The 15,020-nt window shown below is 56.0% G+C and carries 15 protein-coding genes; 9 read left to right on the top strand and 6 right to left on the bottom strand.

The genetic code is table 11. From position 1 onward, the window contains the following. Window positions 1-48: 48 nt before the first annotated feature. The gene (gene glpK / locus CMQ96_RS06305) at window positions 49-1,560 is read right to left on the bottom strand and encodes a glycerol kinase GlpK (protein WP_004126722.1); all 1,512 of its coding nucleotides are present in this window, start codon (window positions 1,558-1,560) and stop codon (window positions 49-51) included. A 21-nt stretch (window positions 1,561-1,581) separates the two neighbouring features. Beyond that, complete coding sequence (locus tag CMQ96_RS06300; RefSeq protein ID WP_004106970.1) at window positions 1,582-2,433, bottom strand: MIP/aquaporin family protein; 852 nt, start codon at window positions 2,431-2,433, stop codon at window positions 1,582-1,584. A gap of 442 nt (window positions 2,434-2,875) precedes the next feature. Between CMQ96_RS06300 and zapB the strand changes: the two genes are divergently transcribed. From zapB to CMQ96_RS06260, 8 genes are all read left to right on the top strand, one after another. Beyond that, a complete protein-coding gene (zapB, locus tag CMQ96_RS06295) occupies window positions 2,876-3,121 on the top strand; it encodes a septal ring assembly protein ZapB (protein ID WP_009652751.1) in 246 nt (81 codons plus the stop codon). A 150-nt stretch (window positions 3,122-3,271) separates the two neighbouring features. Continuing rightward, entirely contained in the window at window positions 3,272-4,261 is a 990-nt protein-coding gene (locus CMQ96_RS06290; protein WP_004137680.1) for a sulfate ABC transporter substrate-binding protein, read from the top strand. 165 nt (window positions 4,262-4,426) lie between these two features. Then, window positions 4,427-5,188, top strand: coding sequence for a CDP-diacylglycerol diphosphatase (locus CMQ96_RS06285; RefSeq protein WP_049086946.1), 762 nt, complete (start codon window positions 4,427-4,429; stop codon window positions 5,186-5,188). Between the two features lie 266 nt (window positions 5,189-5,454). Continuing rightward, entirely contained in the window at window positions 5,455-6,789 is a 1,335-nt protein-coding gene (locus CMQ96_RS06280) for an MFS transporter (protein WP_049086947.1), read from the top strand. A 10-nt stretch (window positions 6,790-6,799) separates the two neighbouring features. Next, window positions 6,800-7,759 carry an aminoimidazole riboside kinase gene (locus CMQ96_RS06275; protein ID WP_049086948.1) on the top strand — a complete coding sequence of 320 codons (960 nt, stop codon included), beginning with the start codon at window positions 6,800-6,802 and terminating at the stop codon, window positions 7,757-7,759. Window positions 7,760-7,768: 9 nt separating this feature from the next. After that, the gene (locus CMQ96_RS06270) at window positions 7,769-8,809 is read left to right on the top strand and encodes an ADP-ribosylglycohydrolase family protein (protein ID WP_024359703.1); all 1,041 of its coding nucleotides are present in this window, start codon (window positions 7,769-7,771) and stop codon (window positions 8,807-8,809) included. Between the two features lie 62 nt (window positions 8,810-8,871). Beyond that, entirely contained in the window at window positions 8,872-9,594 is a 723-nt protein-coding gene (locus tag CMQ96_RS06265; RefSeq protein WP_004137691.1) for a GntR family transcriptional regulator, read from the top strand. A gap of 98 nt (window positions 9,595-9,692) precedes the next feature. After that, a complete protein-coding gene (locus CMQ96_RS06260; protein WP_098066248.1) occupies window positions 9,693-10,997 on the top strand; it encodes an SLC13 family permease in 1,305 nt (434 codons plus the stop codon). Window positions 10,998-11,106: 109 nt separating this feature from the next. Here CMQ96_RS06260 and tpiA read toward each other — a convergent pair whose 3' ends face one another. Then, window positions 11,107-11,874, bottom strand: coding sequence for a triose-phosphate isomerase (tpiA, locus tag CMQ96_RS06255; RefSeq protein ID WP_004126701.1), 768 nt, complete (start codon window positions 11,872-11,874; stop codon window positions 11,107-11,109). A gap of 108 nt (window positions 11,875-11,982) precedes the next feature. Then, the gene (locus CMQ96_RS06250) at window positions 11,983-12,582 is read right to left on the bottom strand and encodes a DUF1454 family protein (RefSeq protein ID WP_004137694.1); all 600 of its coding nucleotides are present in this window, start codon (window positions 12,580-12,582) and stop codon (window positions 11,983-11,985) included. 112 nt (window positions 12,583-12,694) lie between these two features. On the opposite strand from CMQ96_RS06250, the gene CMQ96_RS06245 reads away from it, so the two are divergent. Then, window positions 12,695-13,123 carry a DUF805 domain-containing protein gene (locus CMQ96_RS06245; protein ID WP_004855519.1) on the top strand — a complete coding sequence of 143 codons (429 nt, stop codon included), beginning with the start codon at window positions 12,695-12,697 and terminating at the stop codon, window positions 13,121-13,123. Here the strand turns inward: CMQ96_RS06245 and fpr are convergent, their stop codons facing one another. Next, on the bottom strand, window positions 13,124-13,870 hold the full coding sequence (gene fpr, locus CMQ96_RS06240) for a ferredoxin--NADP(+) reductase (protein ID WP_004137698.1): 747 nt from the start codon (window positions 13,868-13,870) through the stop codon (window positions 13,124-13,126). Between the two features lie 95 nt (window positions 13,871-13,965). Next, window positions 13,966-14,976 (bottom strand): class II fructose-bisphosphatase, encoded by a 1,011-nt coding sequence (gene glpX, locus CMQ96_RS06235; protein ID WP_098066245.1) that lies wholly within the window; start codon window positions 14,974-14,976, stop codon window positions 13,966-13,968. Window positions 14,977-15,020: the final 44 nt, after the last annotated feature.

Genomic DNA, 15,020 nt, shown 5'->3' with positions numbered 1-15,020 from the left:
AGCCCGGCTAAGGCGTTTACGCCGCAAGCCGGGAATACCTCAACAAACTTACGCTTCGTCGTGCTCTTCCCACGCCAGCGCGCGTTTTACCGCTTTCTTCCAGCCGCTGTAGCGATAGTTACGCTCGGTGGTTTCAATTCCCGGACGGAACTCGCGCTCGATAACGGCTTTCTCCTGCAGCTCATCCAGATTCTGCCAGAAACCGACCGCCAGACCGGCCAGATAGGCTGCGCCCAGCGCGGTGACTTCACGGACTTCCGGGCGCTCCACGCGGGTGCCGAGAATATCGGACTGGAACTGCATCAGGAAGTTGTTGGCGACCGCTCCGCCATCAACGCGCAAGGCGTGCAGTCGGATCCCCGAGTCAGCCTGCATCGCTTCCAGCACGTCGCGGGTCTGATAGGCAATCGACTCCAGCGTGGCGCGAATAATGTGGTTGGAGTTTACGCCGCGGGTCAGGCCGAAGATCGCGCCGCGGGCGTACGGGTCCCAGTACGGCGCGCCGAGGCCGGTAAAGGCCGGAACGACGTACACGCCGTTGGTATCCTTCACTTTGGTGGCGAAATATTCGGAATCGAACGCGTCGCTAATTAGCTTCATCTCATCGCGCAGCCACTGAATGGAGGCGCCCGCCATAAACACCGCGCCTTCCAGCGCATAGTTCACCTCACCGCGCGGACCGCAGGCGATGGTGGTCAGCAGGCCGTGCGTTGACGTCACCGCTTTCTCGCCGGTATTCATCAGCATAAAGCAGCCGGTACCGTAGGTGTTTTTCGCCATCCCTTCTTTAACGCACAGCTGGCCGAACAGCGCCGCCTGCTGGTCGCCGGCGATACCGGCGATCGGAATACGCGTCCCGCCCTTACCGCCGATATTGGTCTGGCCGTACACTTCGGAAGATTTGCGCACTTCCGGCAGCATGGCGCGCGGGATATCCAGCGCGTCGAGCATTTTGTCGTCCCAGTCCAGCTCGTGGATATTGAACAGCATGGTACGCGAGGCGTTGGTGTAGTCGGTCACGTGAACGCGTCCCTGGGTCATTTTCCAGATAAGCCAGGTATCTACGGTGCCGAACAGCAGCTCGCCGCGTTTAGCGCGCTCGCGCGCGCCTTCGACGTGGTCAAGGATCCACTTCACTTTGGTGCCGGAGAAGTAGGGGTCAACCACCAGGCCGGTGGCCTTGCGGATGTACTCTTCCATGCCGTCGCGCTTGAGCTGCTCGCAGATTTCGGCGGTACGGCGGCACTGCCAGACGATAGCGTTATAAATCGGCTTGCCGGTTTCACGCTCCCACACGATGGCTGTTTCACGCTGGTTGGTGATACCGATAGCCGCGATTTCATCGGAGCTAATATCGGCTTTTGCCAGCACTTCGACCAGCGTAGAGCTTTGCGATGCCCAGATCTCCATCGGGTCGTGTTCAACCCAGCCTGGGCGCGGATAAATTTGTTCGAATTCTCGCTGAGAGACGCTGACGATATTGGCATCGTGATCCATTACCACGGCGCGGGAGCTGGTGGTGCCCTGGTCGAGCGCTACGATATATTTTTTGTCGGTCATAGTATGAGTCCCGTAGTCAGATTACAGCGAAGCTTTGTGTTGCGTCGTAGAGGGGGATGCGGCTTCTTTCTCTTCGACGACGCAGGTGTCGCAAGGCAGGTGGCGGCCAATCAGCTTGCGGTAGCAAAATGCGCCCAGCGCAGCACCGACGATTGGCGCGCACAGCGGCACCAGGAAATAAGGAATATCTTTGCCGCCGGTGAAAGCGACATTGCCCCAGCCTGCCAGCCAGGCGAAGGCTTTCGGTCCGATATCACGCGCCGGGTTCATGGCGAAGCCGGTCAGCGGGCCCATGGATGCGCCGATAACGGCGATCAGCAGACCAATCAGCAGCGGCGCCAGCGGGCCACGCGGCACGCCGTTGCCATCGTCGGTCAGCGCCAGAATGACGCCCATCAGGATAGCGGTAATCACCATTTCTACCGCGAAGGCCTGCACAAAATTGATATGCGGGTTCGGGTAAGTAGAAAAAATGCCTGCCAGCTCGAGACTTTCGACGCTACCGCGCACCATATTGTGGGTATGTTCGAAATCGAAGAAAAGATTGTAATAAAGCCCGTAAACTAAAGCCGCAGCGCAAAAGGCGCCAGCGAATTGCGCAATGATAAAAGGAACAACTTTACGACCGTCAAAACAGGCGAACAGCCACAGCGCGATGGTGACCGCCGGGTTAAGGTGCGCACCGGAAACCCCTGCGGTCAGGTAAATCGCCATGGCGACGCCCAGACCCCAGATGATGCTGATTTCCCATTGACCGAAGCTGGCTCCCGCGACCTTAAGCGCAGCGACGCACCCAACGCCGAAAAAGATCAACAACCCGGTACCGAGGAACTCTGCGATGCACTGGCCTTTTAGTGTTGATGTTTGGCTCATAATCGAATCCTGAAGCGTAGTGATGATTATTGTATGTGTGAAGGTCGCAGGCGACCACGCTGCCATGTAGGCATAGTGTTAATTTATCGTTAACGAACAAAAACGAGAAATATCGAAATTCAAATGTGTGTACCACGTCAAGAAAATGAGCGTTTTCGCGCCATAAACGCGTGTTCGGTCGTTTGCGGGAGCGTTTCACCGCGCATTTTTTTACGCCTTGATTAACAATTACGAAAAACTGCCGGGTAAAAGCGGCGAACGGACCAGGTAAAGGCTGAAAAGTGTCGCAAACCGCAATCTACGCGGGTTGTCGCTGGACAGGGGCGACGGGGCTTCATACAATCGACTACATCACCACTGTAGTGCGCTAATTTTCGTTAAGGCGTCAACGCGTATACGAAACGGACGGTTTCTATCAACGCCTTGCAAGTTCAGGAGAGGTATGACGATGTCATTAGAAGTGTTTGAGAAATTAGAATCTAAAGTTCAGCAGGCGATTGATACCATCACTCTGTTACAGATGGAAATCGAAGAGCTGAAAGAGAAGAACAACACGCTGGCGCAGGAAGTACAGAGCGCACAGCACAGCCGTGAAGAGCTTGAGCGTGAAAACGGTCAGCTGAAAGAACAGCAGCAGGGCTGGCAGGATCGTCTGCAGGCGCTGCTGGGCCGTATGGAAGAAGTCTAACGCTTCCCGCCCTCTCCCGTTCGGGAGGGGGCAACACTTCCCCGTTCTATATACTCGCAAGTTATAGCCAATCTTTTTTTATTCTTTAATCATCAGTCCGCTTTCTGGCACGCTTAATCCATCACAACACTACATAAAGAGAGCGGTGCGATGAATAAGTGGGGCGTGGGGTTAACTCTGTTGCTGGCATCCGCCAGCGTTCTGGCAAAAGACATTCAACTATTAAACGTTTCTTACGATCCGACGCGCGAGCTGTACGAACAGTACAACAAAGCTTTTAGCGCCCACTGGAAGCAAGAAACCGGCGACAACGTGGTAATTCGTCAATCCCACGGCGGCTCCGGCAAACAGGCGACCTCGGTGATCAACGGTATTGAAGCCGACGTGGTGACCCTTGCGCTGGCCTATGACGTCGATGCAATTGCCGAACGCGGCCGAATCGACAAAAACTGGCTGAAACGTCTGCCGGATAACTCCGCGCCGTATACCTCCACCATCGTGTTCCTCGTACGTAAAGGCAACCCGAAGCAGATTCACGACTGGAACGACCTGATTAAACCAGGCGTGTCGGTGATTACCCCGAACCCGAAAAGCTCCGGCGGCGCGCGCTGGAACTATCTGGCGGCCTGGGGCTACGCCCTGCACCAGAACAATGGCGACCAGGCGAAGGCGCAGGAGTTCGTAAAAGCGCTGTTTAAGAACGTCGAAGTGCTGGATTCCGGCGCCCGGGGCGCGACGAACACCTTCGTAGAGCGCGGGATAGGCGATGTGCTGATCGCCTGGGAAAACGAAGCCCTGCTGGCGACCAATGAGCTGGGTAAAGATAAATTTGAGATCGTGACGCCGAGCGAATCGATTCTCGCCGAGCCGACGGTTTCCGTGGTGGATAAAGTGGTCGACAAGAAGGGCACTCGCCAGGTGGCGGAAGCGTATCTGAAGTACCTCTATTCGCCGGAAGGCCAGGAGATTGCGGCGAAGAACTTCTATCGCCCGCGTGACCCTGAAATAGCGAAAAAATACGCCGATGAGTTCCCGAAACTGAAGCTGTTCACCATTGATGACGTGTTTGGCGGCTGGACGAAAGCGCAGAAAGAGCACTTCTCCAACGGCGGCACCTTCGACCAGATCAATCAGCGTTAAATAGCCTCTTCTTATTCCCGGCAGCGGTGAGTTTGTCGGGAATAGGGGGTAGCCCGGACAGGCGCATAGCGCCGCCTCCGGGAAAACACACCGAACCTCTTCCTGTTTTCATTTAGTCATCAAACTGCGTTACTCTTCCGTTTCTGGCTGAGACAGGAAAATAGAATGCGAAGAGTACGATACCTTTTATTAGCGCTGCTGGTGGCGGTTGTGGCGGCGATAGCCGGCGGCTACTACTGGCTCCATTCCGGCAACCCTGATGCGTTGCGCAAAATTGTTCTGCAACAGTGCGTCCCCAATCAACAGCAGCGCCAGGATCCCGCGCCCTGCGTGGAAGTGAACCTGAAGGGCGGCTATGTCCTGTTTAAAGACCGCAATGGCCCGCTGCAGTATCTGCTGATGCCCACTTACCGCATTAACGGCACCGAAAGCCCGCTGCTGCTCAATCCCCTGACGCCGAACTTCTTCTGGCAGGCCTGGCAGGGGCGTGAAATCATGAGCCAGCATCGTGGTTCCGCCGTATCGGATGACGCGGTCTCGTTGACGATCAACTCGCGCAGCGGACGCACGCAAAATCATTTCCATATCCATATCTCCTGCCTGCGTCCCGATGTCCGTACTCAGCTGGACAAGGAAGCGCCCGCTATCAGCAGTCGCTGGTTGCCGCTGCCCGGTGGACTACTGGGCCACGAATATCTGGCGCGCCGGGTCACCGAAACGGAGCTGGCGCAGCGCAGCCCGTTCCTGATGCTGGCTGAAGAGGTGCCGGAAGCGCGCGAACATATGGGGCGTTTCGCGCTGGCGATGGCGAAGCAGAGCGACGGCTCGCTGGTGCTGCTGGCGACCGAGCGTAACCTGCTGACGCTGAATCGCGCATCGGCGGAAGAGATTCAGGACCATAGCTGCGCCATTCTGGCATCCCGTTAATTTCCTTTACGTTCCCGCCATTCATTATCTCCTTGATTCTTATCCCGGTTTAACGTCGGGGTAGGATCGGGTGTATAAAAATATGTGAAACCGATCAAAAGATATAAAGGTATACCTTTATATCTTTTTGAGGATCGTTACACTCTCTTCATAGCCTCCATTGCATGTCTGACTGGTGGCTTATTTATAAAAACGTTTTTATTTCATGTAGTGACATCATTAATTGTTCCCTCTATTTGCGCGGCTAAGCGTAAAGGAATATCAACATGAAACTTTCTATCGTGGAAAAAATCGGCTTCGGCGCAGGAGATATGGCGATAAACGTTGTGATCATCGCCATGCAGCTGCTTCTCGCCTATTTTTATACCGATATCTACGGCCTGAGCGCCGCTGATGTCGGCGTACTTTTCGTGGTTGTGCGGATGATCGATGCCATTATCGATCCGGCCATGGGCGTCCTTACCGATAAGCTGAATACGCGCTGGGGACGCTATCGCCCGTGGCTGCTGTGGTTTGCCATCCCTTTTGGCTTCGCCGTTTATTTAATGTTTATCACGCCTGATATGGTTTATATGGCCAAGCTGGCGTGGGCCTATGGCACCTATATTCTGATGACCCTGGTCTATACCGCTATCACTATTCCCTATATCTCGATGATTGGCGTGATTACCAGCGATCCCGTGGAACGGCTAAGCGCAAACGGCTATCGCTTTGTGATGACCAAAATTGCCGCTTTCCTGGTCACTATTGTCGTCCCGATGCTTGCCGTCTGGCTGGGGCAGGGCAACAAGGCGCTGGGTTACCAGTTTTCTATGGGGCTAATGGGCGCGATGGGGGCCCTGCTGTTTATCTTCTGTTTTCTCACCACCCGTGAACGTAGCGAGCCGGAAATTACTTCGCTATCGGTAGGGAAGCAGTTTAAGTATCTGTTACGTAACGATCAGTGGATTATTCTTGGGGTTGTTATTTTATTGCTGATGTGCGGTTACGTTATTCGCGGTTCCGTCGCGGCCTATTATGCCAAGTATTATCTTAATGGCGGCGATAGCCTGATTTCACCTTTTCTGACTACCGGCGTTGTCGCCTCTATTCTGGCGATGATCGCCACCACCTGGATAACCAAGTTCTGGGATAAAATTAAGATGTTCCGCTACACCCAGATTATTACCTTTGTACTAAGCGCGATGATGTATTTCTTCGTCGGGCGTGAAAATCTTATCCTGGCATTTACGTTCTATTTTCTTATTAATTTCTTCTGCGATATGCAAATGCCGGTGTTCTGGTCCTCTATCGCCGAAGCGGTGGATTATGGCGAAAAGAAAACCGGGCTGCGGGTATCCGGCCTCGCGTTTGGCGGCATTCTCTTCTTCCAGAAGTTTGGTATGGGGATCGCGGGGGGCGTACTGGGATTTCTGCTGAGCCACTTTGGCTATCAGGCCGACGTTGAACAGAGCGCGCGTTCGCTCACCGGTATTGCGCTGATGATGACGCTCATTCCGGCACTGTTCCATCTTGCGGTTGGGCTGCTTATGAAAAAGTATCTGATTAATAACGAATATTATCGTGATATTCAGCTCGCCCTTGCGCAAAAACAGGCATAAGGAGGCGTAAATGAATGCCATGAATAAGGTTTGGGCGATCGGAGACGCCTCCGTAGACCTGGTACCGGAAAAACAGAACAGCTACCTGAAATGTCCCGGAGGCGCTTCGGCGAACGTGGGGGTCTGCGTTGCCAGGCTGGGCGGAACGTGCGGTTTTATCGGCTGCCTTGGCGACGATGACGCCGGGCGTTTCCTGCGCCAGGTTTTTCAGGATAACGGCGTCGATGTCTCTTCGCTGCGGCTGGATGCGAGCCTGACCAGTGCGGTACTGATCGTCAATCTGACGGCTGACGGCGAGCGCAGCTTTACCTATCTGGTGCATCCGGGGGCTGATACCTACGTTTCACCTCAGGATCTGCCGACGTTCAGAAAATACGAATGGTTTTACTTTAGCTCCATTGGTCTCACCGACAGTCCCGCTCGCGAGGCATGTCTTGAGGGCGCGCGAAGAATGCGGGAGGCCGGCGGCTACGTTCTGTTTGATGTCAACTTGCGCAGCAAGATGTGGCGCAATACCGCTGAGATCCCTGACCTGATCGCCCGCTCCGCTGCGCTGGCGTCTATCTGCAAAGTCTCGGCCGATGAGCTGTGTCAGCTGAGCGGCGCCAGCCACTGGCTGGATGCGCGGTATTACATGCGCGATCTGGGCTGTGATACCACCATCATTTCGTTGGGGGCCGAAGGGGCGTTGCTCATCACCGCCGAGGGAGAGTTCCTTTTTCCCGCCCCGCGCGTGGAGGTCGTCGATACCACCGGAGCTGGCGATGCCTTTGTCGGCGGCCTGCTGTTCACGCTTTCCCGCGAAAACTACTGGAATCATGCCTTGCTGGCGGAGGCCATCAGCAATGCCAACGCCTGCGGCGCAATGGCGGTGACGGCAAAAGGGGCAATGACCGCTCTGCCGTATCCCGACCAGCTCAATACTTTTCTGTCCAGCCGTTCGCTGGCACAAGCCATGACCGTGAAATAAGGAGTCATCATGCACGTTGATCAAAACAAAATACTGGGATGCCTGGTAGGCGCCGCTGCAGCGGACGCGATGGGCGCGGCGACGGAAGTACGGACCCAGCAGCAAATTAAGGACTATTTCGGCGGCTGGGTAACGACCTTTCAAAAACCGCCAGCGGATACGTTTGGCCGCTGCAACGAAGCGGGTATGTGCACGGATGATTTTATTCAGGCGAAATACATTATGGACGCGCTGCTGCGTCATCAGCGCCAGGTCAGCGATGAGGCGATGCGCGAGGCCTTCCAGCAGTGGCTGGATTACCCTTACTACGCCAACTTTACCGGCCCGACGACGCGTGCGGCAATGAAAGCGATATTCAATGACAATCGTGCCTCCTTGCAGGGCGATCTTGAAGGCGAAAAGCAGTCGGTACAGATTATTAATAAGGGAAACGCGGAAGCCACCAACGGCGCCGCCATGAAGATTTGGCCGGCGGCGGTGCTGCATCCGGGGGATATTGACGCGGCGATTCACTGCGCGCTGCAGATTTGCCGCTTTACGCATAATAACGTGCTGGCGATGTCCGGCGCAGCGGCGATGGCGGCGGCAACCAGCGAAGCATTAAGATCGCAGACCAATGCGGACACCATTATTGCCGCCGGTATTTATGGCGCGCAAAGAGGCTATCTGCTGGCGCAGGAGCAAGGAGCGATGATGGTGGCAGGCCCATCCGTTGCCCGACGCATCGAGCTGGCCGTGGCTATCGGTCAACGCCATCGTCATTGGGAAACGGCGGTGGTGGAACTTGCCGATATTATTGGTTCCGGGCTGCACGTCAGTGAAGCCGTACCGGCGGCCTTTGGCCTGTTCGCGTGTTGTCCGAATTCTGCCGTAGATGCTATTATCTCCGGCGTTAATATCGGCAATGATACTGATACTGTCGCTACCATGGTTGGAGCGATTTCCGGCGCATTCCATGGCGTGGAGGCTTTTCCCGCCGATTATTTAACGACCGTGGATCGTATGAATCATTTCGATTTGGCACAACTGGCCAGGCAAATCGCAGGGTAGCGAATTCACCCTGCCGGGGACGGTAAAACGTCCCCTGCTGGCGAAGACGTGAGGTGCGCAGTTTGCAGGTTGATAAAACGAGCTTTACTCCGCTTTATAAGCAACTATTTTTTATCATCTGTCAGCAGATTCAGAATGGGTCCTTGCCGTTAGGCAGCCAGCTGCCGACGCAAAAAGAGGTTGCCAGAGCCTATAACGTCTCGCTCATCGTGGTTAAACAGGCCTGGAGCGAATTAATCAATGCGGGCATTATTTCGTCCCAGCGCGGAAGCGGATCGGTAGTGTGCTCAGTGCCGGAGGGAGTGAGCTACGGCCACACGTTTCGCGGCATTACCAGCGATCTTCAGGATGCCAGCGTCGAGATTGAGAACCGTATTCTTGAGATTGCGCCGCGTCGCGCGCGTGACGCTCAGGCAGATGGTTTGAGCCTGCCCGCCCATCATCATTATCTCTATATCTCGCGTATTCGTTGCCTGAATAATCGTCCGTTTAACCATGAAAAGATCTATCTCGATCTTAGCTTCTTTCCCGATCTGCAGCTCACGCCAGAGGCGCTGGAACATACGTCGCTTTATTCGCTATTAAACGTCACCAGTGACTCGGCGATTGAAAAGGTTGAGGCGATCTTACCTTCCCCCGACCTGTGCGAAAAACTGCAGATCGCGGCGAATAAACCACTATTATCCGTCGCCAGACAGACGTTTCAGGCCGGGCATAACAGCCCTTTTGAATATTGCCGTTATTACGTGCTGTCGGAATACTTTGGCGAAATTCATTATCACTAATCTGCCCGCACCGGTGTTGTCATAACCCCACTATATCTGGCGTTTACCTGTCCTGTTGTCCGTCGTATTCTTGCTGAAAAAAACGACAGGAGACAGGTATGTCGCTCTGGTTTTCCCACCCTCTGTTCCTTCCCTCTATCATCGTCGGCATCACTATTCTCCTCTGGGCGACCTCTTTACTACCGGAGTTTATGACCGCGCTGCTGTTTTTTGCCGCGGCGATGATCGCCAAAATCGCGCCGCCGGAGGTGATTTTCGGCGGCTTTGCCTCATCGGCGTTCTGGCTGGTGTTCAGCGGCTTTGTGCTGGGGATCGCTATCCGCAAAACCGGACTTGCGGACAGGGCGGCGCGGTCGCTTTCGTCGCGGCTGACCGACTCCTGGCCGCTGATGGTCGCCAGCGTGGTGCTGCTCAGCTATGCCTTGGCGTTTGTGATGCCGTCCAATATGGGACGTATCGCGCTGCTGATGCCGATTGTGGCGGCAATGGCCAGGCGTGCCGGTATTGAAGAGGGGACGCGCCCGTGGTTTGGCCTGGCGCTGGCGGTGGGGTTCGGTACCTTCCAGCTGTCTGCCACCATCCTGCCCGCCAACGTCCCGAATCTGGTGATGAGCGGCGCGGCGGAGGGATCATATGGTATTCACCTGAATTACCTGCCCTATTTACTGCTGCATACGCCGGTGCTCGGCTGGCTCAAAGGCGCTGTGCTGATTGCATTAATATGCTGGCTGTTTCCCGGAAAACCGCACCCGCCGCGCGACATGACGCCGCTGCCGCCGATGAGCCGCGATGAGAAGCGCCTGGCGTGGCTGCTGGCGGTGGTGCTGACGCTCTGGGTGACCGAAAGCTGGCACGGCGTGGGGCCGGCCTGGACGGGGCTGGCGGCGGCGGTGGTAACGCTGCTGCCGCGGGTCGGCTTTATCAGCGGCGAGGAGTTTTCCAGCGGCGTGAATATCCGCACCTGTATTTACGTTGCCGGCATTCTCGGGCTGGCTATCACCGTGACCCAAACCGGTATCGGCGGCGTGGTGGGCAATGCGCTGCTGCAGATTATGCCGCTGGATAAAGAGAGTCCGTTTACCAGCTTTCTCGCGTTGACCGGCATTACCAGCGCGCTGAACTTTATCATGACCGCCAACGGCGTACCGGCGCTGTATACCACCTTCGCGCAGAGCTTCTCCGATGCGACCGGCTTCCCGCTGCTGAGCGTGATTATGATTCAGGTGCTGGGGTACTCCACGCCGCTGCTGCCGTATCAAGCGTCACCGATTGTGGTGGCGATGGGGCTGGGGAAAGTGCCTGCAAGGGCGGGAATGCTGCTGTGTGTCGCGCTGGCGGCGGTGAGCTATTTGATTCTGCTGCCGCTGGACTATCTGTGGTATCAGGCGTTGGGGAAACTATAGCGGGGTAAAAAACCCGGCTTGCGCTGTGCTGAGCCGGGCTACAAATATTGCAGATTTCTGGTCAGTAGCCCGGTTGCGAAGCGCGACCGGGGGTAGCCTTTAAAGCGAATTACGCTTTTTTCGCGGCTTCTGCTGCTTTAACGATCACCGCGAAAGCGTCAGCTTTCAGGGATGCGCCGCCAACCAGTGCGCCGTCGATGTCCGGCTGGGTGAACAGCTCCGCTGCGTTGCCCGCGTTAACGGAACCGCCGTACTGGATGATCACTTGTTCAGCCACTTTCGCATCGGCTTTCGCGATGTGATCGCGAATGAATTTGTGCACCGCCTGGGCCTGAGCCGGGGTAGCGGATTTGCCGGTACCGATCGCCCATACGGGTTCGTAAGCGATAACCACGCCTTCGAAGGCCGCCGCGCCCTGAGTTTTCAGAACGGCGTCGATTTGACGGGCGCACACTTCTTCGGTTTTGCCCGCTTCGTTTTCCGCTTCGGTTTCACCGATGCACAGAACCGGAATCAGACCCTGCTCTTTCAGTACCGCGAATTTTTTAGCGATCAGCTCGTCGGACTCTTTGTGGTAGGTACGACGCTCGGAGTGGCCGATGATGATGTACTGAGCGCCGATGTCTTTCAGCATTTCAGCGCTTGTTTCGCCAGTGAATGCGCCGGACAGGTTCAGGTCAACGTTCTGCGCGCCCAGGTGAATGTGGCTGCCGGCAGCGGCTTGTTTCGCCAGGTCGATGTACATTTCAGGCGGAGCAATTGCAACTGCACAGCCGGTCACGCCAGCCAGTTCGGTACGCAGGTTCGCGACCAGTTCGTTTACCATGTGGCGGCTGCCGTTCAGTTTCCAGTTACCCATCACTAAAGGATGTCGCATTTTTATTCTCCACGCTTCAAAGCGAATTAAGGAATATAGCCGCCCCCGAGGGCAGCATGGTCTGTGAAACAGTATAGAGATTCATCACTGGAAAGGCTTTGCTTTTTGTCATTTATTGTTGTTTTCCAGCGTTTCAGATAGCGCCAGCTTAATCGGTTCAACAGCGAAGGTCAGCCCCTTTTCGCCGTTGTCCGCCACCACATAGCGCACCGCGCCTTCGGTTTCGCTGAAGTAACGTTTGCCTTTTCCGGCGGTCAGCAGTTTTTGCAATTTTTGCTGGCTTTGCGTCTGACTTAGCGTGGGCACAAAAGCGCGCATCACGGCGCTCATATACTCCAGGGCCCTGGCTTTCGCCGCTTTCTGCTGCGGCCCCTGAATCGGTAGCCAGGTTATTTGCATCGATTTAATTTTGAGGGTTCCACGTTCAAGCGCGGTCGACGCGTAGAGGTTCTCATTGATCTTGGTGGCGGCGCGGGTCAGGTTCGCCTGGTCTTTGCTGGCGGCGACGGCGCGAAATTCATTGAGCGTTAGCTTCGGGTTATCGCGATTGAATTTTTCCCGAAACTCGCTGATGGAAATATCAAAGACCGGCGCGCCGGAGAGAAGATAGGGTGCCGTAGCGCTGGCGTCTGACTCGGCGGACAACGCCTTTTGGCCAACGGATAACGCCGCCAGCCCAATCAAACATAAGGTTGCCCACTTCTTCATGCCCATCTTCCCTTTTTTTATCTGCTGACGATTAAAACGAGAACCGTCACGCTTGTCAAAAAGTCACGCCTTCAGGGTAAACTACGTCGGTGATGATGATAAGGAATAAAACATGACCCTACAGCAGTGGCTATTCTCAATTAAAGGGCGGATTGGACGTCGCGACTTCTGGATCTGGATCGCTATCTGGATAGTGACCATGAGCGCGTTGTTCACGCTGGCCGGCAGTAATCTTCTTAATCTACAGACGGCGGCTTTTATTCTGGTGTGCCTGCTGTGGCCGACGGCGGCGGTGACTATTAAACGCCTGCACGATCGGGGTAAATCCGGGCTTTGGGCGCTGCTGATGATTCTGGCGTGGATGCTGCTGGCGGGCAACTGGTCAATGCTGCCTGGGGTCTGGCAGTGGGGCGTCGGGCGGTTTATACCGACGCTGATTATCGTCATGATGCTGATCGACCTGGGCGCGTTTGTCGGCACCCAGGGCGCGAATAAGTTTGGTAAAGAGACGCTGGACGTGCGCTGGAAAGCGGAATCCTGATTACCAGTAGTGTTCGGCGGTCATATGACCCGGTCGGCGACGCAGGTGCTTGCTCATCTGCCGGGTCTCTTTCAGCAACTGCTGAGTGTCGCGCACCATCTGCGGGTTACCGCACAGCATAACGTGGCTGCTCTCGGCGTTCATCGGCAGGCCGACGGCCTCTTCCAGCGCGCCGGTTTCAATCAGGAACGGGATGCGCCCCGTGAGCATGCCCGGCGCGGTTTCCCGGCTCACGACCGACTGGATGCGCAGCTTGCCCGCATAGCGCGCTTCCAGCGCCTGCATCTGCGGCAGATAGCTGAGATCGGCGGCATAGCGCGCGGCGTGCACCAGTACCAGGTTTTCAAAACGATCCAGGTCTTTCCCTTCTTCGAGAATCGACAGGTACGGGCCAATCGCCGTGCCGGTAGCGAGCATCCATAGCGTGTCGCAATCCGGTACCTCTTCCAGGACGAAGAAACCGGCGGCTTCGCTGACAATCTGCACTTCGTCGCCCGGCTTCAGTGCCGCCAGCCGTGGGCTGAGCTTGCCCTCCGGAACCGTCACCAGGTAGAACTCAAGATCGGGATTGCCGGGGGCGTTGACGTAGGAATACGCGCGCTGCACGCGTTCACCGTCAATGTCCAGGCCCAGCTTGGCAAACTGACCTGCGGTAAACGGCGCAACCGGTGCGTGAACGGTGAGGCTAAACAGCGCATCCGTCCAGTTTTGAACTTTTACGACTTTGCCTGTAACCCAGTTTGCCATAGCGTCTCTCCTCTCAATCCTGTTAGCGTATCTTCACCGCGACGAGAGCAGATTTCCAGCCCGAAAAGGCTGGAAAGCTCTATTGATCAAATGTTTTACAGGATGTGCAGCTGGATATCCGGATCTTTGCGATCGAGATAATGAATCGACTGAATACGGCGAATTGTGCGGGATTTGCCGCGGATCAGCAGGGTTTCGGTGGTGGCCATATTGCCTTTACGGGTGATACCGTCCAGCAGATCGCCTTTGGTGATGCCGGTCGCCGAGAAAACGACGTTGTCGCTGCGCGCCATATCGTCCAGGCGCAGCACTTTGCCGGCTTCAATGCCCATTGCTTTGCAGCGTTCCAGCTCGTTTTCGCCGATGCGGCGGTTCTCTTCGCTGTCGCCCTTCACGTGGTGACGCGCCAGCAGACGGCCGTTCATATCGCCGTCCAGCGCGCGGATCACCGCTGCGGAAACGACGCCTTCCGGCGCGCCGCCGATACCGTACATAACGTCAACTTCGCTGTCCGGCATGCAGGTCAGAATAGAGGCGGCAACGTCGCCGTCGGGGATGGCGAACACGCGCACGCCCAGCTTTTGCAGCTCAACAATGACGTCGTCATGGCGCGGCTTGGCTAAGATGGTGACCGTTAATTCGCTCAGCGGCTTATTCAGCGCGCGGGCGATGTTATGCAGGTTCTCCGCCAGCGGCAGGTTCATATCGATGGTACCTTTCGCCCCCGGGCCGACAATCAGCTTTTCCATGTACATATCCGGCGCGTTCAGGAAGCAGCCCTTATCGCCTACCGCCATGACCGCCAGCGCGTTGGCCTGGCCCATCGCCGTCATGCGGGTGCCTTCGATGGGATCGACGGCGATATCTACCGCATCACCGTGGCCGGTACCGACGTGCTCGCCGATGTACAGCATCGGCGCTTCGTCGATTTCGCCTTCGCCAATCACAATGGTGCCGTCGATGTTGATCAGGTTGAGCATAATGCGCATGGCGTTGACGGCGGCGCCGTCGGCGGTGTTTTTATCACCACGGCCTAACCACTTGTAGCCTGCCAGCGCGGCGGCTTCGGTGACGCGCGAAAATTCGATGGCCAGTTCTCGTTTCATAATCCACTCATCTGAATAAAAATTATGCGCAGCGTGGCGAGATG

Origin of the sequence: Klebsiella sp. MBT K-1, assembly GCF_002556465.1 — a bacterium.
Taxonomy (GTDB): domain Bacteria; phylum Pseudomonadota; class Gammaproteobacteria; order Enterobacterales; family Enterobacteriaceae; genus Klebsiella; species Klebsiella grimontii.
Note: the sequence above shows the minus strand (reverse complement) of the source record. Positions and strands in the feature narration are given on the sequence as shown.

What these genes read in the sequence shown, in the direction of transcription:
- glpK (WP_004126722.1), bottom strand. Translation starts at nt 1,560, where the DNA reads ATGACCGACAAAAAATATATCGTAGCGCTCGACCAGGGCACCACCAGC.
- CMQ96_RS06300 (WP_004106970.1), bottom strand. Translation starts at nt 2,433, where the DNA reads ATGAGCCAAACATCAACACTAAAAGGCCAGTGCATCGCAGAGTTCCTC.
- zapB (WP_009652751.1), top strand. Translation starts at nt 2,876, where the DNA reads ATGACGATGTCATTAGAAGTGTTTGAGAAATTAGAATCTAAAGTTCAG.
- CMQ96_RS06290 (WP_004137680.1), top strand. Translation starts at nt 3,272, where the DNA reads ATGAATAAGTGGGGCGTGGGGTTAACTCTGTTGCTGGCATCCGCCAGC.
- CMQ96_RS06285 (WP_049086946.1), top strand. Translation starts at nt 4,427, where the DNA reads ATGCGAAGAGTACGATACCTTTTATTAGCGCTGCTGGTGGCGGTTGTG.
- CMQ96_RS06280 (WP_049086947.1), top strand. Translation starts at nt 5,455, where the DNA reads ATGAAACTTTCTATCGTGGAAAAAATCGGCTTCGGCGCAGGAGATATG.
- CMQ96_RS06275 (WP_049086948.1), top strand. Translation starts at nt 6,800, where the DNA reads ATGAATGCCATGAATAAGGTTTGGGCGATCGGAGACGCCTCCGTAGAC.
- CMQ96_RS06270 (WP_024359703.1), top strand. Translation starts at nt 7,769, where the DNA reads ATGCACGTTGATCAAAACAAAATACTGGGATGCCTGGTAGGCGCCGCT.
- CMQ96_RS06260 (WP_098066248.1), top strand. Translation starts at nt 9,693, where the DNA reads ATGTCGCTCTGGTTTTCCCACCCTCTGTTCCTTCCCTCTATCATCGTC.
- tpiA (WP_004126701.1), bottom strand. Translation starts at nt 11,874, where the DNA reads ATGCGACATCCTTTAGTGATGGGTAACTGGAAACTGAACGGCAGCCGC.
- CMQ96_RS06250 (WP_004137694.1), bottom strand. Translation starts at nt 12,582, where the DNA reads ATGAAGAAGTGGGCAACCTTATGTTTGATTGGGCTGGCGGCGTTATCC.
- CMQ96_RS06245 (WP_004855519.1), top strand. Translation starts at nt 12,695, where the DNA reads ATGACCCTACAGCAGTGGCTATTCTCAATTAAAGGGCGGATTGGACGT.
- fpr (WP_004137698.1), bottom strand. Translation starts at nt 13,870, where the DNA reads ATGGCAAACTGGGTTACAGGCAAAGTCGTAAAAGTTCAAAACTGGACG.
- glpX (WP_098066245.1), bottom strand. Translation starts at nt 14,976, where the DNA reads ATGAAACGAGAACTGGCCATCGAATTTTCGCGCGTCACCGAAGCCGCC.